21 protein-coding genes are annotated in these 22106 nt (G+C 60.7%); 13 read left to right on the top strand and 8 right to left on the bottom strand.

The annotated features are described in order from the left end of the window. Positions 1 to 234: 234 nt before the first annotated feature. The 6 genes from bioA to infA all read right to left on the bottom strand — a co-directional run bounded on the left by bioA (position 235) and on the right by infA (position 5470). Positions 235 to 1596, bottom strand: a complete 1362-nt coding sequence (bioA, locus tag K7R21_RS06015; RefSeq protein WP_224982371.1) for an adenosylmethionine--8-amino-7-oxononanoate transaminase — start codon at positions 1594 to 1596, stop codon at positions 235 to 237. A 116-nt stretch (positions 1597 to 1712) separates the two neighbouring features. Continuing rightward, on the bottom strand, positions 1713 to 2432 hold the full coding sequence (bioD, locus tag K7R21_RS06010; protein ID WP_224982370.1) for a dethiobiotin synthase: 720 nt from the start codon (positions 2430 to 2432) through the stop codon (positions 1713 to 1715). 24 nt (positions 2433 to 2456) lie between these two features. Continuing rightward, positions 2457 to 3443, bottom strand: a complete 987-nt coding sequence (gene bioB, locus K7R21_RS06005; RefSeq protein WP_224982369.1) for a biotin synthase BioB — start codon at positions 3441 to 3443, stop codon at positions 2457 to 2459. Positions 3444 to 3615: 172 nt separating this feature from the next. Next, positions 3616 to 4527, bottom strand: coding sequence for an EF-P lysine aminoacylase EpmA (gene epmA / locus K7R21_RS06000; RefSeq protein WP_224982368.1), 912 nt, complete (start codon positions 4525 to 4527; stop codon positions 3616 to 3618). 2 nt (positions 4528 to 4529) lie between these two features. Further along, positions 4530 to 5093 carry an elongation factor P gene (gene efp, locus K7R21_RS05995; protein ID WP_199395415.1) on the bottom strand — a complete coding sequence of 188 codons (564 nt, stop codon included), beginning with the start codon at positions 5091 to 5093 and terminating at the stop codon, positions 4530 to 4532. Positions 5094 to 5251: 158 nt separating this feature from the next. Next, positions 5252 to 5470: a translation initiation factor IF-1 gene (gene infA / locus K7R21_RS05990; protein WP_012530490.1), complete on the bottom strand. Its 219-nt coding sequence runs from the start codon at positions 5468 to 5470 to the stop codon at positions 5252 to 5254. Positions 5471 to 5650: 180 nt separating this feature from the next. Here infA and K7R21_RS05985 point away from each other — a divergent pair, with 180 nt between their 5' ends. The 10 genes from K7R21_RS05985 to K7R21_RS05940 all read left to right on the top strand — a co-directional run bounded on the left by K7R21_RS05985 (position 5651) and on the right by K7R21_RS05940 (position 16266). Beyond that, a complete protein-coding gene (locus K7R21_RS05985) occupies positions 5651 to 6043 on the top strand; it encodes a hypothetical protein (protein WP_224982367.1) in 393 nt (130 codons plus the stop codon). Next, positions 6036 to 7349 carry a 23S rRNA (uracil(1939)-C(5))-methyltransferase RlmD gene (gene rlmD / locus K7R21_RS05980; protein ID WP_224982366.1) on the top strand — a complete coding sequence of 438 codons (1314 nt, stop codon included), beginning with the start codon at positions 6036 to 6038 and terminating at the stop codon, positions 7347 to 7349. Before K7R21_RS05985 ends, rlmD begins: the two co-directional genes overlap by 8 nt. A 27-nt stretch (positions 7350 to 7376) precedes the next feature. Next, the gene (locus K7R21_RS05975) at positions 7377 to 8468 is read left to right on the top strand and encodes a tetratricopeptide repeat protein (RefSeq protein ID WP_224982365.1); all 1092 of its coding nucleotides are present in this window, start codon (positions 7377 to 7379) and stop codon (positions 8466 to 8468) included. 26 nt (positions 8469 to 8494) lie between these two features. Beyond that, positions 8495 to 8770: an HU family DNA-binding protein gene (locus K7R21_RS05970; RefSeq protein ID WP_183349941.1), complete on the top strand. Its 276-nt coding sequence runs from the start codon at positions 8495 to 8497 to the stop codon at positions 8768 to 8770. Positions 8771 to 8903: 133 nt separating this feature from the next. After that, entirely contained in the window at positions 8904 to 10574 is a 1671-nt protein-coding gene (locus K7R21_RS05965; protein WP_224982364.1) for a Na/Pi cotransporter family protein, read from the top strand. Beyond that, positions 10571 to 11473 carry a Ppx/GppA phosphatase family protein gene (locus K7R21_RS05960; RefSeq protein WP_224982363.1) on the top strand — a complete coding sequence of 301 codons (903 nt, stop codon included), beginning with the start codon at positions 10571 to 10573 and terminating at the stop codon, positions 11471 to 11473. The genes K7R21_RS05965 and K7R21_RS05960 overlap by 4 nt, the downstream gene beginning before the upstream one ends. Before the next feature lie 147 nt (positions 11474 to 11620). Further along, positions 11621 to 12523, top strand: a complete 903-nt coding sequence (locus tag K7R21_RS05955) for a sensor domain-containing diguanylate cyclase (RefSeq protein ID WP_224982362.1) — start codon at positions 11621 to 11623, stop codon at positions 12521 to 12523. Between the two features lie 187 nt (positions 12524 to 12710). After that, positions 12711 to 14189 carry an ammonia-forming cytochrome c nitrite reductase subunit c552 gene (locus K7R21_RS05950; protein WP_224982361.1) on the top strand — a complete coding sequence of 493 codons (1479 nt, stop codon included), beginning with the start codon at positions 12711 to 12713 and terminating at the stop codon, positions 14187 to 14189. Between the two features lie 196 nt (positions 14190 to 14385). After that, the gene (locus K7R21_RS05945) at positions 14386 to 15387 is read left to right on the top strand and encodes an acetylserotonin O-methyltransferase (protein WP_224982360.1); all 1002 of its coding nucleotides are present in this window, start codon (positions 14386 to 14388) and stop codon (positions 15385 to 15387) included. 120 nt (positions 15388 to 15507) lie between these two features. Next, positions 15508 to 16266: a DUF1499 domain-containing protein gene (locus K7R21_RS05940; protein ID WP_224982359.1), complete on the top strand. Its 759-nt coding sequence runs from the start codon at positions 15508 to 15510 to the stop codon at positions 16264 to 16266. Positions 16267 to 16339: 73 nt separating this feature from the next. On the opposite strand, the gene K7R21_RS05935 is transcribed toward K7R21_RS05940, so the two are convergent. Together K7R21_RS05935 and K7R21_RS05930 are read right to left on the bottom strand one after the other, a co-directional pair. Next, on the bottom strand, positions 16340 to 16561 hold the full coding sequence (locus K7R21_RS05935; protein ID WP_224982358.1) for a hypothetical protein: 222 nt from the start codon (positions 16559 to 16561) through the stop codon (positions 16340 to 16342). A 527-nt stretch (positions 16562 to 17088) separates the two neighbouring features. Beyond that, the gene (locus K7R21_RS05930; protein ID WP_224982357.1) at positions 17089 to 17649 is read right to left on the bottom strand and encodes an antibiotic biosynthesis monooxygenase; all 561 of its coding nucleotides are present in this window, start codon (positions 17647 to 17649) and stop codon (positions 17089 to 17091) included. Positions 17650 to 17987: 338 nt separating this feature from the next. Here K7R21_RS05930 and nifV point away from each other — a divergent pair, with 338 nt between their 5' ends. The 3 genes from nifV to nifD all read left to right on the top strand — a co-directional run bounded on the left by nifV (position 17988) and on the right by nifD (position 22058). Further along, positions 17988 to 19130: a homocitrate synthase gene (gene nifV / locus K7R21_RS05925; protein WP_224982356.1), complete on the top strand. Its 1143-nt coding sequence runs from the start codon at positions 17988 to 17990 to the stop codon at positions 19128 to 19130. Positions 19131 to 19544: 414 nt separating this feature from the next. Further along, complete coding sequence (gene nifH, locus K7R21_RS05920) at positions 19545 to 20414, top strand: nitrogenase iron protein (RefSeq protein WP_224982355.1); 870 nt, start codon at positions 19545 to 19547, stop codon at positions 20412 to 20414. A gap of 198 nt (positions 20415 to 20612) precedes the next feature. Beyond that, a complete protein-coding gene (nifD, locus tag K7R21_RS05915) occupies positions 20613 to 22058 on the top strand; it encodes a nitrogenase molybdenum-iron protein alpha chain (protein ID WP_224982354.1) in 1446 nt (481 codons plus the stop codon). Positions 22059 to 22106 lie beyond the last annotated feature (48 nt).

Here is a 22106-nt window from a genome sequence, read left to right as displayed (position 1 = left end):
GTCCTTGCTGGGGGGGTGTGGTATTGTTGTCGGTACCGTTGGCCCCCCGGGCCCCCCCCCCCCCCCCCCCCCCCCCCCGGTGGGCGAGGGGGGGGCTGCTGCTTAGCTCGTGCGCCATCACCGCTGCCTCCTCTCCCACGGGGGAGAGAGAGGCAGAGGCGAAGTTCATTATATTACTGGATGAATTTGCCGGATGCCAGATCTTTCTGCGGCAGGTGCGGTGCGATGGCAGCTTTACTCGGTGACGCTGCGGATGGATGTCTCTATGCCATCCATGAGGATGGCGAGCTCATCCAGCGAGATGGAAAGGGGAGGGAACACTACGATCACGTTGCCTAGAGGGCGAATGAAGAGGCCGTGCTTGCGTGCTTCCAGGCAGACCCTGACCCCGACGCGCTCTTCCCAGTGGTACGGCTCACGGCTGTGGCGGTCGCGCACCAGCTCGATGCCGGCGATCATCCCTTCCTGGCGCACGTCGCCCACGTGGGGCAGTTCCATGAGACGCTGCAGGCGGTCCTGGAGGTAGTCGATCTTATCGGGGAGTTGTTCCAGCAGGCGGTCCTGCTCGAAAAGGTCGAGGCTGGCCAGCGCGGCGGCGCAGGCGATCGGGTTGCCGGTGAAGGTGTGGCCGTGGAAGAAGGTCTTAAGTTCACTGTAGGCGCCCCAGAAGGCGTCGTAGACCTTGCGGGTGGTGAGGGTCGCCGCGAGCGGCAGGTACCCGGCCGAGATCCCCTTGGAGATTGCCATGATGTCCGGGGTCACCCCTTCCTTGCCGCAGGCAAACATGGCACCGGTACGACCGAAACCGACCGCGACCTCGTCGGCGATCATGAGGACGTCGTAGCGGTCACAGAGTTCGCGCACCCCCTTAACGAAGCCCGGAGGCTGTACGATCATGCCGCCGGCTCCCTGCACCGACGGTTCGATCACCAGGCCCGCGAGTTCGTGCGCGTGCTCCTGCATGAGCCGCTCCAGTTCCTGGAGGCACAACAGTCCGCAGCTGTGGCAGTCCCCCTCCGGGGAGAGGGCGCAGCGGTAACAGTAAGGGGAGGGGGCCTTGATGGTCGGGAAGAGCAGCGGGGCGTACACCTCGTGGTAGATGGCGATGCCGCCCACGCTCATGGAGCCGACCGTGTCGCCGTGGTAGGCGTTGTCGAAGCGGATGAACTTCTGCTTCTGCGTGTTGCCGGTTTGCTGCTGGTACTGGAAGGCCATCTTGACCGCGATCTCGACGGCGGTCGAGCCGTTGTCGGAGTAGAAGACCTTGGCAAGTCCCGGAGGGGCGATGTCGATCAGGCGCTTGGCCAGCAACGCGGCGCGGTCGTTGGAAAGACCGAGCAGGGTGGAATGTTCCAGTCGGTCTACCTGTTCCTTGACCGCTTCGTTGATTTCCTTGCGGCAGTGGCCGTGCACGTTGGTCCATATGGCGGCCACCCCGTCCAGGTAGCGGTTCCCGTCCGAGTCGATGATGTAGGAGCCTTCCCCCTTGGTGATGATCAGGTTCTCGGCGTTTTCCCATTCGCTCATCTGGGTGAAGGGGTGCCAGAGGTATTCGCTGTCGTAGCGTCTCAGCGTCTCGGTATCCAGTTCGACCATATCGTCCTCCAAAAAAGAGCCACCGCCGCGCACTGGGGCGTCAAGCGGTGGTCCAAGTCGCGATGAAGTTTCTGTCAGTCAGGTAGTGCCGTCAACGTAGAACATCGAACGGCTGGTTATTCAAACATCTCCCTGAGCATGATTCCGGTGGCCGGCATCTGCAGCAGCCGGTCGGCGAGGCTCGTGACCAATTCGCGCTCGTTCTCGGCCTGGAGATCAGGGAAGAGCCCGAGGAGTTGCGAGCCGGACAGGGAATCGATCATGTGCGGCGCGTAGGACTCAGCCTGGTCCGGGGTATCCGGGTAGCGGTTCACGATGACCCCTTTCACCTTAAGCCCCAGCGTACGCGCCGTGAAAGTGGTGAGCAGGGTGTGGTTGATGGTGCCCAGGTTGGGACGGGCAACGACGGCGATAGGAAGCCCCAGGTGCAGGGCGAGGTCGGCCACCAGCAGCCCCCCCGCGAGGGGGACCATCAACCCGCCGGCCCCTTCAACGATGACGAAATCGTACTGCGCGGCAAGCCTCTGGTAGGCCTCCTTGATGACGTCGAAGCTGATGCGCACGCCGTCCTGGCTGGCCGAAACCGAAGGCGCCAGGGGCGCCCGGAGCAGGTAGGGAGCGACGTCCTGCGTCACCGGGATGCCGGCGGCGAAGGCGAGCAGTTCGGCGTCTTCCGAGACCAGGGCCCCGTCGCGTTCGATGCAGCCGCTGGTTACCGGCTTCATTACGGCGACGCTGTGGCCCATCCGGCGCAGCAGCATGGCGATGGTTGCAGACGCAATCGTTTTTCCCACACCGGTGTCGGTACCGGTGATGAAGATGCTTTTGGCAGGCATATCTGTGTCCTTTCGGAATTTACTCTAGTGCGCGCACATCACCGTGGTGAGGCCGAGGTCGCTGAACATGGTCAGGTCGGTGTCGACGTTGCGCCCGGCGGTGGTGAGGTAGTTGCCGATCATGGTGCCGTTGGCGCCGGCGAAGAAGATCCATGATTGCAGGTCGCGCAGGTTCTTTTCGCGGCCGCCGCAGATGGTGATCCGTTTCTGGGGCAGGATGAGGCGATAGATAGCGATGGTTTTCAGGCACTCCTGTGCGGTGATGTTGCGGGCACCCTCGAGCCTGGTCCCCTCGATCGGGTTCAGGAAGTTCATCGGCACCGAGTCGACGTCGAGTTCCTTGAGCGTGAAGGCCATCTCCACACGCTGTGCCGCACTCTCGCCCATGCCGAAGATGCCGCCGGAGCAGACCTTGACGCCTGCCTTCTTCACCGCGCGGACGGTTTCCACGTCTTCCCGGTACTCGTGGGTGGTGCAGATGTTGGGGAAGAAGCTCTCTGCGGTCTCAAGGTTATGGTGGTAGGTATCCATCCCCGCTTCCTTAAGTTTCAACGCGGTCTCCTCGTCGATGATGCCGAGCGAGCAGGACGGGAGGATGGTGGTTTCCTTGCGGATACGGCGCAGGGCGGCGAGGATCTGCTCCAGTTCCTGGCCTTTGACCGTGGTGCCGCTGGTGATGATGCCGAAGCAGGCGGAGCCGTTGGTCTCGGCCGTCTTGGCGCATTCGACCATCTGCTCTTCCTGGACCAGGGGGTACACCGGCGCGTCGGTGCTGTGATTTGCGGATTGAGCGCAGAAGGCGCAGTTCTCGGCGCAGCGGCCGGACTTGGCGTTGATGATAGAGCAGAGGTGCACCTCGTTGCCTACGAAGTGTTCCTTGACGCGGCTAGCGGCGCGGAACAGGTCGTAGAGCTCGGAGCCCTGCGCGTCCGAGAGGCGTACCGCCTCCTCCTGGGTAACGGAGCCGCCCGCGATGATTCTTTCTGCTATTTCAGCGATGATTTTTTCCATGAGATCCTCCAGCGGGTGATTTAGCACGCGCGAGAGGTGCTTGTCAACCAATTCAGGCAACGTGGTTGACGAATATGCAAAGGAGGGGTGTACTGGTTTCCCTCGCCCTCCGGGAGAGAGGCAGGGTGAGGGCGCCGGCAGATGCGTAGCGGTTGGAACTGGGCAGGAAGAGCTAAAGCTCCTCGGTCGTAAATGCGACTACGTCGTCGATGCTGTCGGCATCGAGCAGTACCATCACCAGTCGATCCAAGCCCAGCGCAATCCCCGCAGCTTCCGGCATATCGGCGAGGGCGGCGAGAAACTTCTCGGGCATGGGATAGCCGTGTTTGCCGTTGCTGGCCCGTTCAGCGGCTTCCGTCTCGAAGCGCGCGCGCTGCTCCACCGGGTCGATCAGCTCCGAAAAAGCGTTGGCGATTTCCAGCCCACCGAGGTAGAGCTCGAAACGCTCGGCCACGGAAGGATCCTTGGCGTTCAGGCGGGCCAGGGCGGAACAACTGGCAGGGTAATCGTAGATGAAGGTGGGGCGGCCGATGCCGAGTCGCGGTTCAATTTGTTCGACCATGAGCTCGTCGAAGGTTCCAGCGGCCAGCGCCGTTTCAGCGCTCGTGCCGGTGTAGCGCAGGAACGCGTCGCGCACGGTGATCCGCTCCCAGGGAAGGGAGAGGTCGATCTTGGCGCCGCGATAGGTGATGCTGTCGATGCCGGCTGCCGCCCGGACCAGTTCCTCGGTCTCGTCCATCAATACGCGGTAGTCGGCCTGGGCGCGGTACCACTCGAGCATGGTGAACTCGCTCAGGTGGCGGGTGCCGCGTTCGCCGGCGCGCCAGCAGCGGCATATCTGGAAGATACGGGAATAGCCGGCGGCCAGCAGTCGCTTCATGCACAGCTCAGGGGAGGTCTGCAGGAACCAGCCGTCACTGGGAATGGCGTCGATCTGCGCCTCCGGGGCGGGAGCAGGTATACGAAAAGGGGTCTCGACTTCGAGATACCCCTTTCCCTGGAAAAACATCCTGATCCTGGTGAAGATCGCGCCACGCTGGGCCAGGGCCTGTGAGCGCCTGGCCAGTGGCCAACTTCCCGTCATGGCTACCCCTTGACCCTGGTGGAGTACTCGCCGGTACGGGTGTCAATGGTGATGAGCTCGCCTTCTTCGATGAACGGCGGCACGCGCAGGACGTAGCCGGTTTCGACGGTTGCAGGCTTGGAATCGCTGCCGGAGGTGTCGCCCTTGACCCAGGGGTCGGTCTGAACAACGCGCAGGTTGACGAAGTTCGGCACGTCCACGCCGATTGCCTTCTCCCTGAACAGGAGCACGTCCACCTGGAGGTTGTCGATCAGGTAGTTCTTGGCGTCACCCATGGCGTCTTCGCTGATGTGGATCTGTTCGAAGGTGGTGTTGTCCATGAAGCAGTAGTGATCGTCTTCCTTGTAGAGGTACTGCATCACGCGGTCTTCCAGGCTGGCGGGCTCGAAGGTCTCGCCGGAGCGGTAGGTGCGGTCCAGGGTGGAGCCGGTGATCATGTTCTTCATCTTGGTGCGGTAAAGAGCCTGCCCTTTGCCCGGCTTGGCGAAGTCGAAGTGGGTGATGATGTAAGGCTCGTTGTCGATGGTGATCTTCAGGCCTTTTCTCAAATCGGCTGCAGTGTACATTGGTTCTTCCTCTTGTTACTGTGAGATTGAATAAAGGTTCAGTGTGCTGCGCGCGGGGCACGCAGCTAAACCGGTATTGGGTCCTATGTTATCCGTATGTGCCTTGCAGCGATGCTGAGAGTGGCAGGGACAGACGCCGGTGACGTACGGGGAAGGGATTATTTGGCGCGATAGGTGATGCGGCCGCGGCTGAGGTCGTAGGGAGAGAGCTCCACGGTGACCTTGTCGCCAGGCAGGATCTTGATGAAAAACTTCCTCATCTTGCCGGAGATGTGCGCCAGCACCATGTGGTCGTTTTCCAGCTTCACCTTGAACATCGCGTTGGGAAGCGGCTCGATGACCGTCCCTTCTACTTCAATTGCTTCTTCCTTGCTCATTTTTGCTCCTGAGAGTTTGTGGCATCTTTTAACAATCTGTGAGTCTACAAATTTTTCCTGCAAAAAGCAAGCTGCATTTCACCGCTACTACCTTTTTCCCTTCGATATCATCGCTATTTACAGAACTCCCATAACATGCTAAAAAAAGGACCAGAATTTTCCAAGGAGCACCGACTTTACATGCAAAAACTGATCAGGGAGATCCCGCTGTCCAACGGGCTCACCGTTCGCTTCTTCGATGCCACGCGCCGCTACTTCGGCGATTACCACCAGGTCCGCATACAGATATGCTGCGAAGTTCCGCTCACGCCTGATCTCTTCCCCGACGACGATTCCCACCAGGCCGCCTGCAAACTGCTTGGCGCCAGCGTGGTTTACAAGAAAGAGATCGAGCACCAGGGGGTGCCCACACTCGCCATCGATCAGACCGTGGAGCGGGTCATTGCCGACTTCGCCGCCCATTCCCTTGGTTACTTCAATACACCGACCTTTCCCAGGAAACTGGTTCAGTCCGAACTGAGCCGCGCCAGTGGGCGCAGGACCGGCTTCGTGCCGCGCGGTATCAATGGCTGATCCGGTCGTCGCTATCGAGAGTCTTTGTTACGGCGGTGCCGGTTTTGGCAGGATGGACGGCAAGGCGTGTTTCGTCCCGTTCACCGCTCCCGGTGACCGTGCCCGGATCAAGGTGGTGAAGGACAAGCGCTCCTTTATCGAAGGGGAACTGCTAGAACTGGTCGAGTCATCCCCGCTGCGCGTCCCCCCTACCTGCCCGGTCTTTGGCCAGTGCGGTGGCTGCGACTGGCAGTTCCTGCCCTATCCGGAGCAGGTGCAGCAAAAGGGCGCCATTTTCGCGGACACCCTGGCGCGCATCGGCAAGGTGCCCAGGGACAAGGTGCTGCCGGTCCTGGCGTCACCCGCCGACTTTGGCTATCGCTCGCGGGTGCAGGTGAAGGTCACGGAGCGTGCAGGCCGGGTGCAACTTGGCTTTTTCCGCACCGGTTCCCATGACGTCGTCGACTTCGGCGCCGGCTGTCCGCTGGCCCACTCCCAGTTGAACCGCATGGCGGCGGAATTCCGCGAACTGCTGCCGACGTTGCCTCAGCTCGAATGGATACACCAGATCGACCTCTCCATCGGCGACAACGGTGAGGGGATCGCCATCGTGCACAGTAGGGGAGGGGGCAGCGCCCTGGTCGAGCGCCTGGCCCGGGACCGGTCTCAACTCCCCTCTGTTGGCGGTGCCTTCGTGTCGGCCGGGCGCAAGGGGGAACTGGAGCGGGCCTTCGGCATCGAAGCGCTGACCTACCGGGTCCCCGCCGGGATCACTCCCGGGTCCAAGGAACTGCGGCTTCGTTTCGGGCGGGGCGGTTTTTCACAGGTCAACTACCGGCAGAACCTGGCACTTATAAGTACTGCATGCGCGTGGGCCGGGCTGACCGGACAGGAGCGGGTGCTCGACCTTTACTGCGGCAACGGCAATATTTCGCTGCCGCTGGCGCAGAGCGCGGCCCGGGTGCTCGGCATCGAGGGGTACGGGCCGTCCATCGTCGACGCGACCGCCAACGCAGAGGCGAACGGCATCGAAAACGTTGATTTCCAGGTTGGCGACGCGGCCCAGGCCGTCAGGCGGCTGGTAAAGCGCAAGGAGTGCTTCGACCTGGTGGTGCTCGATCCACCGCGGGGAGGCGCCGAAGCGGCTGCCGAACTGACCGGCCTGGCGCCGCAAAAGATCATCTATGTATCGTGCGATCCGGCCACGCTGGCCCGCGATCTCGCTTCACTTTGCAACAATGGGTACCAGGTGACCCGCTCTCAACCGGTGGACATGTTCCCCCAGACCTACCACCTCGAGAGCGTCACCGAACTGGTACGCCTATAAAATATCAATCCACTTATTGGAGGCTGCATGTTTTTCGGACTGTTCGGCAAGAAAGATTTTCGTCACTACCAAAACCAAGGGGCCAAGCACCTCGCCGCTGAGCGTTACGCCGACGCGCGCGTCGATTTCCAGGAAGCGCTCAGGCTGTGTCCCGCTGAAGCCTCCCACGACGCGGCTGCCATCCGGCAGGGCTTGGATCAGGCCGGCAACAAGCTGGGCGAGTTGAACCTGGAAGAAGGGGAACACGCCCTGCGCGCCGGTGAAGCTCAGAAGGCCTACGACCATTTCTGCCTTGCCGCCGACCTCGCAACCGATCCCGCCATCAAGACGCGCGCCCATACCGCTGCCGCCAAACTAGAACAGCCTGAAAGCCAGGCCGCTGCCGCCAAGCTGGAGCAGCCCGAAAGCCCTGCCGCTGCCGCCAAGCCGGCCGCAGCACCGGCAGGGGCTGGCAACTACAAGCCCCACGGCGGCGGGTCCTGCACCACCTGCAAGGGGCACGGCGATCACCATCACGAGGAACCCGCGCCCATGGAAATGAGCATGTCGGAGGAGGACCAGTTCTTCCTCATGATCCAGCCGCTCCCGGGCGACCTCCCCGGCCGCTACGCAGAACTCGGCCCCAACTTCGCCAAGGCGTACCTCATGATTCATGATGGCAACGACCGCGATGCCTTCCCCATTTTGCAAGAAATGTTGTTATCTTGTGAAAATGACATTGTATTATACGAAGTGGCACTTATAATGTTCCGTGCGGGGCAAATTCATGAGAGCGAAACGCTGCTAAATCGCGCACTGGCACTGAATCCGCAAAACGCAGCCGTCTACATGGCGCTGGTTCAATTGTTTGCCGGTGGCGGGCGCTACCCGCAGGCGATAGCCACGGTGCAGAAAATGCTGGAACTGGATATTCTCCCGGACCAGGCCCAGTTCATGCTGGGCGAGTTGCACGAGACCATAGGCGATATAGATCGCGCCATGGAATTGTGGACCAAGTCGCTGGAATCTCCCAGCATGGCCAAGGCTGCCGCCGAGCGGCTCATCCCGATCCTCAACCGCCAGGGCCGCAGAGACGACGTGAAGTACCTATCCAAAAAATATTTAAAGGGATGTTGTTAAAAGAAGCTGGTTTCCGGAGGTGGACAATGAACAAATCGGAACTCATTGAATCTCTCGCAGCTAAAAAGACGCTCTCCTTCAAGAAGGCAGAGGAAGTTGTCAACGCCGTCTTCGCCTCGATGACCGAGGCCCTTCTTTCCGGTGACCGGATCGAGATCAGGGGCTTTGGCAGCTTCGTCGTGAAGGAGTACGACGCCTATACCGGCAGGAATCCCAAGACGGGCGAATCCATCTCCGTCAAGGCCAAGAAATTACCCTTCTTCAAGGTCGGTAAAGAGCTCAAGGAGAAGGTCTCCGGCTAGCCCTTTCCGCCCTTACCGTCAGGGGATAAACGGAATTTCGACACCACCACTGCGCCCGCCGGCCGCCACGGCCGACGGGCGCCCATTATTCTCGGAGCGTCTTTAGCCTTAACCTTGCTGGACTGGCCTTACCATGTTCCCCACCTCTTGGTCCTATATCGTCGAGGCTCTCGGCGGCCTGGCGCTGTTCATACTCGGCATGCGCACCATGTCGGAGGGACTGCAAAAGGTAACCGGTGAGCGTCTGCGCCGCTTGCTGGAGCGGACCACCGGAAACCGCCTCGCCGCCCCCCTGATCGGCAGCTGCCTCGCCTCCATCCTGCAATCTGGTTCCGCGGCCTCCGTGCTCGTGGTCGGTTTCGTGAACGCCGGGCTCCTGTCCTTGTACCAGGCACTGGGCGTGCTGCTTGGTACCGGCATCGGCACCACCCTCGCCATACAGTTCATCGCCTTCCGCGTCACCACGCTGGCACTCCCCGCCATTACCATCGGCGTCTTCCTCAACTTCTTCTCCCGCAGGCGCAAGCTCGCCGAAGCGGGGGGGATGCTTTTAGGGATCGGCCTAGTGTTCTTCGGCCTCTCCATCCTGGAAGGGGCCTGTCTGCCGCTCAGCGAAAGCGCCATCATCGCAGGGTTGCACCAGGGACTCCCCTCGCTGCGTCTTGTCGCGGTGCTGCTCGGCGCACTGTTAACCTTCCTGGTGCAGTCGGGGAGCGCCACGCTGGGTATTGCCATCGCACTTGCGTCGGCGGGGGTCCTCTCGTACGATGCCGCCATTGCCATGGTGATCGGCGAGGTGGCCGGGGCGGCCCTGATCCCGCTCATAGCCTCCATCGGCGGCAGCCAGACCGCCAAGCGCGCCGTGGTCATCTACCTCGGCATCAGCCTGGTGGCCATCTCGCTGGCGCTCATCTTCTTCCCGTTGTTCCTGAAGGCCGTGGCATTGGTGTCTCCGGGGGACCTCTCCCTGCTGCATCGCGGCGCCCCACCGGAAGCGGTGGTGCAGGCCCTGCGCCCCCACATCGCGCGGCACCTGGCCAATGCCCATACCGTTTTCACGGTGGCGTCGCTGTTCATCTTCCTTCCCACTATCGGCTTTTTCGCCCGTTCCGCCGAAGCCCTGCTCCCCACCAGGCGCTCCGAGAGCGAGCCACGTCCCCGCTTCATCGACGTCCGCGTCATCAAGACCCCGACCATCGCACTGGTGCAGGCCTGGAACGAACTGGCCAGGATGGGGGAGATCGCGGCGGCCATGTACACGGAACTGGTGTCGCAGTTTGACGGCTTCAACCCCAAGGTCGCCGCCGCCGTGCGTGACAAGGAGGTGGTACTCGACGTGTTGCACCGCGACATGTCCCAGTTCCTGGTGGCACTTTCCCGTGAGACGCTCTCCCTGGAGCGGGCTGTCGAAATACCGACCATGCTGGAACTGGTGAACGAAATCGAGCAGGTCGGCGACCAGGCCGAGGCGATCCTTAACTACCTGATGCGCAAGAAAGAAGAGCGGCTCAGGTTCTCGGCCAGCGCCATGGAAGAGTTGAAACGGGTCGCGACCAAGGTGGGTGAGGTGGTAACCCTGTGCGAAGCTGCCGTGAAGGGGGACGAGGTCCCGGACCTGACCGCTCTCAAGCTCGAGATCGCCTCGCTGGAGAGCGAACTGCAGGCAAGCCACCTGCGCCGGCTCAAAAGCGGTAAATGCAACATCGTTGCGGGGCTCTTGTTCAGCGACATCATCGTCAGTTTTTCCAAGATCTCGCAACTCTGCTTCTCCATCATCGCCCAAAGGAAAGGACTTAATCCATGACCGGAAAAGTAGCCGCCATCGACCTCGGCACCAACACCGCGCGGCTTCAGATCGCCACCCGCAACCCGTACCACCAGGTGCTTTTGAAACGCATCATTACCAGGCTGGGGGGCGGTTTCACCCGCGAGACCGGGCTCTCACCGGAGGCGCAGGAGCGATCCCTGGCCGCGCTTAAGGAGTTCGCGGCCGACATGGCCAGCCACGGCGTAGTGCGACTCAGGGCGGTAGCGACCTCTGCGGTGCGCGACGCCAAAAACGGCGCCGAGTTCTGCAACCGCGTCCTGGAAGAGACCGGTATTGCCCTCGAGGTCATCGACGGCAACGAGGAGGCTATGCTCACCTTGCGGGGCGTCGCCTCGATCCTGGACAACAAGGATGACGACCTGGCTGTGTTCGACGTGGGCGGGGGGAGCACCGAGTACACCCTGGCCGCGGCGCAAAAACCGCTGTTTTCCCGCAGCCTCCCCATAGGGGTGGTGCGCCTCACCGAGGGGAAAGCTGGGGCGGCCGAAATGGAAGACAAGATCCGGCGCGAACTGCGCAAGTTTGCCAGCGAACTGGCGGGGGAGGGGCTTGACGAGCGCTTCAGTGGGGCGACCCTGGTGGGAACGGCCGGAACTGCGACCACCCTGGCCGCCATCGACCTTGGCATGACCGACTACGACTACAAAAAGGTCAACAACCACACCTTGCCCCTGGCCAAGGTCGAGGCGATGTTCGAGCGACTGCTCCCCCTCACGCCGCAGCAGCGCCTGCAGGTGCCGGGCCTGGAACCGGGGCGGGAAGACCTGATCATCGCGGGCATCCTGGTGGTGCTCACCACCATGCGCGAATTCGGTTTCCGCACCTTCAAGGTTAGCGACTCGGGACTGCTGGAAGGATTGATCCTGGGAGTGTGACCGCTTCGGGCTTTTCTTTTGACAACACGGTGATGGACGCTATACTCATTAACCGTTCGACGACACATGTTTAATGCACCGGTTGCCTCCGTCCTTCCTTCGGGTAGCGGTTCGGCCTCCCTTTCTCTCCGAAGGAGCCTCCTGGCGATGTACCTCAGTCGTGATGCGTACAAAAAGATCATAGAAGACCTGCGTGACGGCCTCTATATCGTCGACACCGACAGGAAGATTATCTTTTGGAACCATGCCGCCGAAAGGATCTCCGGGTACAGCGCCGAAGAGGTGATCGGCAAGCCGTGCGCTGACAACATCCTGTGTCATGTCGACGACGTAGGCCTTAACCTCTGTTGCAGCGAATGCCCCCTCGCCTCGACCATCGGCTCCGGTACTCCCCACGACGCGCAGGTGTTTCTACACCACAAGAGCGGCCACCGGATCCCGGTGCTGGTTCGCGTCATGCCGCTCACCGACGAAAACGGCACGGTGATAGGCGGCGTGGAGATGTTCTCCGACAACAGCGGCCAGGTCGACAACGACCAACGGCTCCAGGAGCTGGAAAAGCTCGCCCTTTTGGACGGCCTGACCCAGTTGGCCAATCGCCGCTACCTGGACCGTGAGCTGGAGTCCCGCCTGGAGGAGCTGAACCGCTACGATATCCCCTTCGGCATCCTCTTCATGGACCTCGACGACTTCAAGACCATCAACGACTGTTACGGGCACGAGACCGGAGACCGCGTGCTGCAGTTCGTCGCCGGCACGCTGAGTGCCAATTCCCGTCCCTTCGACCTCTACGGCCGCTGGGGAGGGGAGGAATTCGTCGGCATCATCCGCAACGTGACGGCCGCCAACCTGAAGCATATGGGGCAGCGTTTGCGCCGCCTGGTGGAGAAATCCTTCGTGCTGGTGGAGGGGGAAGCCCTTCGTGTCACCATTTCTATCGGGGCCACCATGGCCGTCGAGAACGATACCGTGCAGACCCTCCTGGCGCGCGCCGATGCCCTGATGTATCAGAGCAAGGCCGCCGGCAAGAACCGCCTCACCATCGGTTGAGCTGTCGGCAAAAGTCGCCACCATCCCCCTATGCTCCGCCCTGAACAGTCCCCCCCCTGCGTCTGCGTCTCGTTTTTTCTTACACTTCATACCCTTCTCCGACAGCCATTGGAAAAATAGATGATAGACTCATCTAGTCTGGTTTCCTAAGTAGCTGTCCACCATCACGAAAAGGGAGGAACCAAAGATGGGTGTGAAGATCGCCACGAAATGCACTGTCGCCGTCCTTGCCACGCTGGCGGCCACCGCAATCTGGGCCGGTTGCAGCCACCGCGCTGCCGAGGTTCAACCAACACAAGTGACAGAAGCGCCGCTGGACCCGGCCGATGCGGCCATTGATCCGGCGCGATGGGGAAAACTGTACCCGGTCCATTACCAGCAGTGGAAGCTCACCAGCGAGCCCACGCCTGCCGGGCTCAGCAAGTACAAGCGGGGGTACGACGTCGGCGAGGAAAGAAGAGACAAGCTCGACGAATACCCTTTCCTGGCGCTTTTGTACAACGGTTGGGGCTTCGGAGCTGAATACAACGAGCCGCGAGGGCACTATTACATGGTGCAGGACCAGCTCGAGGTCGATCCCGGAAGAATCAAGGCCGGCGGCGCCTGTCTCACCTGCAAGACTCCCTACGCGCCCAAGCTCGCCAAGGAGATGGGACAGGCCTACTTCTCGACTCCGTACAAGGAAGTACTGGCGCGCCTTCCCAAGGCCAACCAGACCCTCGGTGTCGCCTGTATCGACTGCCACGACAACAGGGGGATGGCGCTCAGGATCTCGCGCGGCTTCACCTTGGGCAAGGCCCTGAAAGAGATTGGGCTAGATCAGGACCGGCTGACGCGAGAGCAGAAGCGCACCTTCGTCTGCGCCCAGTGCCACGTCACCTACATGATCCCCAAGGACAAGGACATGCATTCTACCGACGTGGTCTTCCCCTGGGCAGGCAGCAACGAAGGGCACATCACCATCGAGAACATTATCAAGCAGATCAAGAGCTCGCCCTCACACGGGGAATGGGTCCAGGCGGTCACCGGGTTCAAGCTGGCCTTCATACGCCACCCCGAGTACGAGTTCTACTCCAACCAGAGCCCCCACTACCTGGCCGGGGTGACCTGCGCAGACTGCCACATGCCGATGATGACCTCGAACAACGAAGAGTTGACCGATCACAGGATCATGAGCCCGCTTAAGGGGAGCATGTCCGCCTGCGCCGCCTGTCACAGCGAGACGCCGGCGCAACTGCGGCAAAAGGTGATCGGCATCCAGGACCGCTTCATCGACCGCTACCTGAAAACCGGGTACGCCGTCGCCGCCGATGCCAAGCTCTTCGAGATGGCCAACAAGGCCGCGGCCGCCGGCAAACCCGTCGATAAGGAGCTGTACGGCATGGCCAGGGAACACTACGAGCAGGCCTTCTACCGCCTGATCTTCCTCGGGGCTGAGAATTCCACCGGCTTCCATAACCCGGCCGAGGCAATGCGTGTCATCGATGATGCCGCAAGCCACGCTGCCGGTGCCGACATGCACCTGCGCCAGTTGTTGGCCAAAGCCGGCGAGCGGGTTCCGGAAAAGGTCGACCTGGAGCTTGCCAAGTACACCAACAACCGCGGTACCAAGAAGCTGCAGTTCAGGAAGGAGCACGAGATCCTGCCGCCGACGCTGGTCAAGTAGGCACAAGCCGCGGGATAAGGTAGTGAGGGGAGGGTGGGCCGACAGGCGCACCCTCTTCTTTTGCCAGTTACACGCGTCCCGAGCTTGACGCCCTAGTCACGTGCAGGTAAACTTGCCCCGTTTTAATGATTTCAGGAGCATTGCTCTATTTCATGTGAATCCGGTGCCACCGGGAATACCGTCGAGGGAGGAGAACGTGGAATTGAAAGAATGGACGCCGGCATCACTTCTTGAACTATCCGGCTCGTACTGGAGCACCTGCACCCTGCACGCCGGGGTGAAACTGAACGTTTTCACGCCGCTAGCCACGAGTTCGATGACGGCGGTGGAACTGGCAGGCGCGACCGCTTCCGACGCGCGCGGGATGGCCATGCTGCTGGACGCCTTGACCGCGCTGGGACTGCTGAAAAAGGAAGACCGCCTCTACGCCGCCACCCCGTTTTCCGCCAAGTTCCTCAGCCGCACCTCACCGGACTATCTCGGCCACATCATCATGCATCACCATCACCTGGTAGCCGGTTGGAGCCGGCTTGACGAAGCTGTGAAAACCGGGCAACCGGTCCGGGAACGGGTTTCCCACGAAGACGTCGAAAGCTCTCGCGAGAGCTTCCTGATGGGGATGTTCAACCTCGCCATGATTCTGGCTCCGAAGATAGTCCCCCAGATCGACCTGCAGGGACGCAGGCGTTTGCTCGATCTTGGCGGCGGTCCCGGTACCTACGCCATCCATTTCTGCCTGCACAACCCTCAACTCGATGCCGTTATCTGCGATCTGCCGACCACCAGGAGTTTCGCCGAACAGACCGTGGCGCGCTTCGAGCTCTCCGACCGCATCGGGTTCGTGCCCACTGACTTCGAGCAGGACGACCTGCCAGAGGGGTTCGACGTGGCTTGGCTGTCGCACGTGCTGCACGGTATCGGTCCGGGCACCTGCGCTTCCGTGCTGAAAAAAGCCGTGACAGCCCTCGAACCCGGCGGCATGATCCTTATCCAGGAGTTCATACTTAACGACAAGAAGGACGCACCGGTGTTCCCGGCGCTTTTCTCGCTGAACATGCTGCTTGGGACACCGGATGGACAGGCGTACAGCCAGGGTGAGCTTTTCGAGATGCTGGAAAAAGCAGGTGCGACCGGGGTGCGCCGGCTCCCCATCGAGTTGCCCAACGGCGCCGGTGTCATCGCCGGGGTTGTGCCCTGAACCATCACTGAGCGTGCAGGACGTCGATGACGTCAAGGGTGGTGCGTCTCCCTCCCCAGGAGGGGGAAGGGTGGGGTGCGGGTAGTCATCCGGAGAGCATTACTCTGGAAGGGAGGCGATATGGAACAGGATGAGAGAACTACTTCCGTCCGCAGCACAGCGATGGTGCTGCCGCTTTTCGCAGTTGCCTGCGCCGCTTTTGCGTTTTTACTGCTCTTCTGTTCCGGCCCCGGAGCCAGGCTCCACGCCTGGGACTTCAGGACCGGCTTCGCCATGATCAAGTCGGCCGGCTACATCGGGTTGGGTTGCGCCGTAGTGGCGCTTGCTTCCAGCGTGATCTCGGCAAGGAAAAGGCACTTCAGGGGCATCTTCGTATCGCTGATCGCCCTGATCCTCGCCTTGGTGTCGTTCAGCATTCCGTTGTACTGGAAGATCCAGGCCCAAAGCTATCCGCGCATCCACGACATCAGCACGGACCTCAACAACCCACCGCACTTCGTGGCGATCAGCACCGCGCGCCATGCCGGTGTCAGGTATGGTGGGGTCGAGGTCGCTACCCAGCAGATGAAGGCGTATCCTGACCTGAAGACGATTGTTATGGCACTTCCGGCCAACGAGACCTACAAGATGGCGCTGCTGACGGCAAGAGAGCTGGGGTGGGACATCGTGGCTGAGCGCCCGGCAGAGGGAATTATCGAGGCTTCCGATATGACAAGGTGGTTCGGATTCAAGGACGACATCGTGATCCGCGTCGTCCCGGCGGGTAATCGATCACTGCTCGACATCCGCTCCGTATCGCGCGTCGGCATTTCGGATATCGGCACCAACGCGAAAAGGGTGCGTACCTTCATTGCGAAGATGGCGCCGGGCCACCAGTAAGGCGAGAGGGCAGCCGCCAGGGCTAGCTTCGCCGGTAACTTTTCATCCCCGGGGAATTTTCTCCGGGGATTTTTTATTTATCCACTTTGCCTCGGAGCAGCTTGATGATGTTCTTAGCGCAAAGGTCCAGGTTGTTGTGGACGAAGTCGAGGGTCTCCATCCGGTTGTCGACCGTCACGAAATGCGTCTGGGGCGGGGAAGTGGCCACCGCCCCTTTTCGGGAGAGCTGCACCTGCAGGACACAATATTCTGCTGAATCGAGCTTTGCACCGCCACTACGATCTCTGGAAGCCACCACGTCCTCCTTTTACAGCTAATGACGTTGTTTTCGCCATACTACGAGACTGAGAGCATCCACTGTGTAAAGGAAGATTGGAGTAAAACGTAGTATTTAGATGTAACTTGGATCACAGTTAACGAATTTTCTTTGAATATCGTGACTCGACTGAACCGAGATTCACGAATTACGGGAATGAACTGCTGTACGGCAGGCGCATAGTGATCAACAGGAAGGTATTGGCACGGCTGGCAGGAAAGGCATGCCCGCGCCGTCAGCCGGGCATGCCTGTAGCTGATAGGGACGGGGCTGTGGCAAGTATTTCTCGAACCGCTCGTCCTGAACTTCGAGATCCAGCACCGCCCCCGCATAGGTGAGCTTGTTACCGGGAGTCTTGGCTACTGTCTTCTTAACGGCAGGTTTAACCGGCAGCCTGCTGGGCTGCGCCGCTTTTTGGAGCGTCGGTAGGATTAGCGGCAGGCATCGTTACTATTGCAGCAAAGAAAGGCGCCTCAAATATGATGGAATATGGGGGCAGGAGTTGATTAGCGAAAAAGCCAGCGCTGCACCAATCGGGTATAACGCGGCATGACCAGGTAGACCATGAGGAAAACGATCACGCCCGAAATGAAGAGGGTGTCGAAGTAGGAGAGATGCGGCACGCCAAGCCAGCGCAGCAGTGGCAGCACGGCAAGGGGTACGCAGGAAGCCAGCGGAAAGATTGCCGACCACGTAACCAGGAACTGCTTCCAGCGGACCGGCACTTTTGCTTTCGCACCTTGGGGGGTAAACCAGAAGTCGAGTCCGCTACGAACAAAAAAGTCGTCGTCGCCTGCGAGCAAAGGGCGCACTTTCTCTATCAGGTACCGGCGTGAATCCGAATTCATCCACGCCTGTAGGTTCTCCACGGTATCGAATCGGATGATTACGGTATAGGTCTCGGATAGGCCGGGAAGGGGGCGGACGATATGCCAGTCGAGATGGCCACGAGAGGCTCTGCATAAAGGGCCAATCTCCTCCAACCACTCGTTGTAGCCGTCCTGGTGCCCGTCTTTTACCCGGTGCGTGATGACGACCGTCGCGCCCTGATCAGCTAAATCTGGCATAAAGACTCCTTTGTTTCTCTATCGCATACAGTCTACCAGCAATATAAGACAAAAAGGTGTCGTGCATGAGTTTCCCAAGGCGGCTTCTGCTGTTAATTTAAGCGCGCTGCTGGTAGTCGTGACATGCTCCCTTTCAACACCACCCACCTAAATGAAGTTCTAAATTCATTATTTTTCGACTCAATTCGACCACTTGCGCAGTTAGCGTTTGCGTATACCTACTATTTTCTGCCACTGGCACAGCTTCTGCTCTACAAGGTCAATGCTTCACGGCAGTTTGAGGGCAACGGCGCCCGCCACGCTATGGATACGGAGCTACGGCTTCGGAAGGAGGCGCTATGGGTGAGCAAACCAAGGTATTCATCGGCGACACGACTCTGCGCGACGGCGAACAGACGGCAGGGGTCGTTTTCAGTGCCCGCGAAAAGATCGCTATCGCCAGGCACCTCGACGACATGGGCGTGCACGAACTGGAGTGCGGCATCCCGGCCATGGGCGAGGAGGAACGTGCATCGATCCGGGCCCTGGTTGATCTCGGGCTGTCGGCCCGCCTCATCACCTGGAACCGTGCCTTGGTAGCGGACATCGAGGCGAGCCTTGCCTGCGGCATAGAGGCCGTCGACATCTCGCTGAGCGTCTCGGATATCATGATCGAACATAAGATCAACAAGAGCAGGCACTGGGTGAAGGAACAGTTGAAGCGCGCGCTTGGATTTGCCAAGGAAAGGGGGCTCTACGTCTGTGTCGGGGGCGAGGACGCCAGCCGCGCCGACGGAGACTTCCTGGCCGAGTTGCTGCGGATCGCCTGCGAGAACGGCGCTGACCGCTTCCGTTTCTGTGACACGCTCGGCATCCTCGATCCTTTCGCCATGTACGAGAAGGTAGCGCGCCTGAAAAACGCAGTCCCGGAAATGGAGCTCGAAGTGCACACCCACAACGACCTGGGACTGGCCACCGCCAATGCTCTTGCCGGGGTGAGGGGAGGGGCGCGCTACATCAGCACCACGGTAAACGGCTTGGGGGAGCGTGCCGGGAACGCGGCCTTGGAAGAGGTGGTCATGGCCCTCAAGGTCGCCTGCGGCATCGACGTCGGGATCGACACCAGGCGCTTTCGCGCCGTCTCCAGGTTAGTAGGACGCGCCTCCAACCGCGAGGTACCGGCCTGGAAAGCTGTAGTGGGGGAGAAAGTATTTTCGCACGAGTCCGGGCTGCACGCGGACGGAGTATTGAAGGACCCGCGCAACTACGAGGTCTTCCCGCCGGAAGATGTTGGGCTGACCCGGCACATCGTGGCCGGCAAGCACTCCGGCACCAACGGCATCGTGGAAAGCTACCGCCAGATCGGCATTCCCATTTCCCGGGACGAGGCGCAGGAGTTGATGGAGCAAGTCAGGAGCACCGCGCAGCGCATCAAGGGACCGCTCGCGGCGAAAGACCTGCTCAAGCTGCGCCAGGCTAGGGCCGTCTCGTTGGCGGCATAGACGGTGCGGGGGGGCGCCGCCCGCCGATCACAGCAGGGGCGGTGCACAAATGTTAGGCACCTGCCTCGACGCAAAGCCCCGGACAGCAGAGAATGAAGATTGCGTAAACGGTATAGTGATGCAAAAACTGCTACTTACCAGTTGGCACGGTAGCTGCTAAGAGTAACAACAAAACCGAATAGGGGATACAGCGAGGTATTCCAACCAGAGTAACAAGGCAAGGGCGCCACCGTAGCAGTACGGAGCGCCCTTTTTATTTGGAATTGGCCTCGAAAACTAAAAGAGCTTCGCGTCGCCTCCGCATCTGAGGTGATCGGACCAGACCGGCGGGTTCGTCAGAATGGCTGACGATGTCGGTCCAGCGGTTACCGGTAGACGGCTGCGACAGCGGGGCACACAAAAAGGAGAAGGAACATGAGACAGATCGCGATCTACGGCAAAGGCGGCATCGGCAAATCCACCACCACCCAGAACACAGTGGCAGGTCTGGCATCTCTCGGCAAGAAGGTCATGATCGTAGGCTGCGACCCGAAGGCTGACTCCACCCGTCTCATCCTGCACGCCAAGGCCCAGTCAACCGTCATGGATCTGGTCCGAGAACTCGGCACCGTAGAGGACCTCGAACTCGAGGACGTGCTCAAGGTCGGTTACGGCGACGTTAAATGTGTCGAGTCCGGCGGTCCGGAGCCGGGTGTCGGTTGTGCCGGCCGCGGCGTCATCACCGCCATCAACTTTCTGGAGGAGAACGGCGCCTATACCAGCGACCTCGACTTCGTCTTCTACGACGTCCTGGGCGACGTCGTCTGCGGCGGGTTCGCCATGCCGATCCGCGAGAACAAGGCGGAAGAGATCTACATCGTCTGTTCCGGCGAGATGATGGCCATGTACGCCGCCAACAACATCGCCAAGGGCATCCTCAAGTACGCCTCTTCCGGCAAGGTCCGCCTCGGCGGCTTGATCTGCAACTCGCGCAACACCGACCGCGAGGACGAACTGATCGAGGCACTCGCCGCCAAGCTCGGCACCCAGATGATTCACTTCGTTCCCCGCGACAACCAGGTGCAGCGCGCCGAACTGAGAAGAATGACGGTCATCGAGTACTCCCCGGAGCACAAGCAGGCCGAAGAGTACCGCGAACTGGCCCGCAAGATCTACGAAAATAAGATGCTGGTGGTGCCGACCCCGCTCACCATGGACGAGCTCGAGGAACTGCTCATGGAGTTCGGCATCATGGAAGCCGACGACGAGTCCGTGGTCGGGGTGGCTGAGGCGGCATCCAAGTAGCCGATACTGATCCTGCTTTCCCCCTCTCCCCTTGGGAGAGGGCCGGGGTGAGGGCGATGCAACAGGCAAGATCTATCACCTAAGTCCCCTCACCCGGCCTTCGGCCACCCTCTCCCGGAGGGCGAGGGGATGTGGAACAAAGGGGAGGGGGATCATCAATGAACCGCGAGCACGGGCAACCGGAGCCGGAGGAAATTTATGTCCACTGAAATAAAGACCGTAGAAGGAATCACCAAGGAGTCGACCCAGGCGATGATCGACGAAGTCCTGGAACTCTATCCCGAGAAGGGCAAGAAAAAGCGTGCAGCACACCTCGCGCCCAATGACCAGGCATCAGGTTCGGCCTGCGTGAAGTCCAACAAGAAAACCGTCCCCGGCGTGATGAGCGCCCGCGGCTGCGCCTATGCAGGCGCCAAAGGGGTAGTCTGGGGGCCGATCCGCGACATGGTGCACGTCTCGCACGGCCCGGTCGGTTGCGGTTGGTACTCCTGGGGTACCCGCCGCAACCTCATGAGCGGCATCACCGGCGTCAACAGTTTTCCGATGCAGTTCACCTCGGATTTCCAGGAGAAGGACGTCGTCTATGGCGGCGACAAGAAGCTTGCCACCTTGCTTAAGGAAGCTAAGGACCTCTTTCCGCTGGCCAAGGGTATCTCCGTTCTTTCGGAATGCCCGGTCGGACTGATCGGCGACGACATCAACCAGGTCGCCAAGGTGGCCGCCAAGGAGCTGGACATCCCGGTCATCCCCTGCAACTGCGAGGGCTTCCGCGGCGTGTCCCAGTCCCTGGGGCACCACATTTCCAACGACACCATCCGCGACTACATCATCGAGACCCGCGAATTCCCGGAGCCCATCGGCCCCTACGACATCGCGCTGATTGGCGAGTACAACATCGGCGGCGACGCTTGGTCCACCAAGCCGCTCCTCGAAGAGTGTGGGTTCAACGTCAAGGCAGTCTGGACCGGCGACGGCGAGATGGACCGCATTGCGGCCACCCACCAGGTGAAGCTGAACGTGATCCACTGCTACCGCTCCATGAACTACATGTGCAAGGTCATGGAAGAGAAGTACGGCATCCCGTGGATCGAGCTGAATTTCTTCGGTCCGACCAAGATCAGGGAGAGTCTGAGGAAACTGGCGGAACTCTTCGACGATAGCATCAAGGAGAAGGTTGAGGCGGTGATTGCCAAGTACGATCCCCAGATGCAGGCGATCATCGAGGAGTACAAGCCGCGCCTGGACGGCAAGAAGGTAATGCTCTACGTCGGTGGCCTTCGCCCCCGGCACACCATCAATGCCTATGAGGACTTGGGCATGACCTGCGTCGGCTCCGGCTACGAGTTCGCCCACACCGACGACTACGACCGGACTGCATCGGAGATGCCGGACGCTACGGTGGTGTACGACGACGCCTCCGAGATCGAGATGGAGCACTTCGCCCACATCCTGAAACCCGACCTGATCGGCTCCGGCATCAAGGAGAAGTACCTGTTCCAGAAGATGGCCATCCCGTTCCGCCAGATGCACAGTTGGGACTACTCCGGTCCTTACCACGGCTACAAAGGGTTCCCCATCTTCGCCCGCGACATCGACATGGCGGTCAACAGCCCGACGTGGAAACTGGTCGACGCGCCGTTCTAAGGACAAGGTCGAGTTCCCTCCCGGGAAGGGGAGGGGTAGGGTGGGGGA

Origin of the sequence: Geomonas agri (genome assembly GCF_020179605.1) — a bacterium.
In the GTDB taxonomy this organism is placed as follows: domain Bacteria; phylum Desulfobacterota; class Desulfuromonadia; order Geobacterales; family Geobacteraceae; genus Geomonas; species Geomonas agri.
Note: the sequence above shows the minus strand (reverse complement) of the source record. Positions and strands in the feature narration are given on the sequence as shown.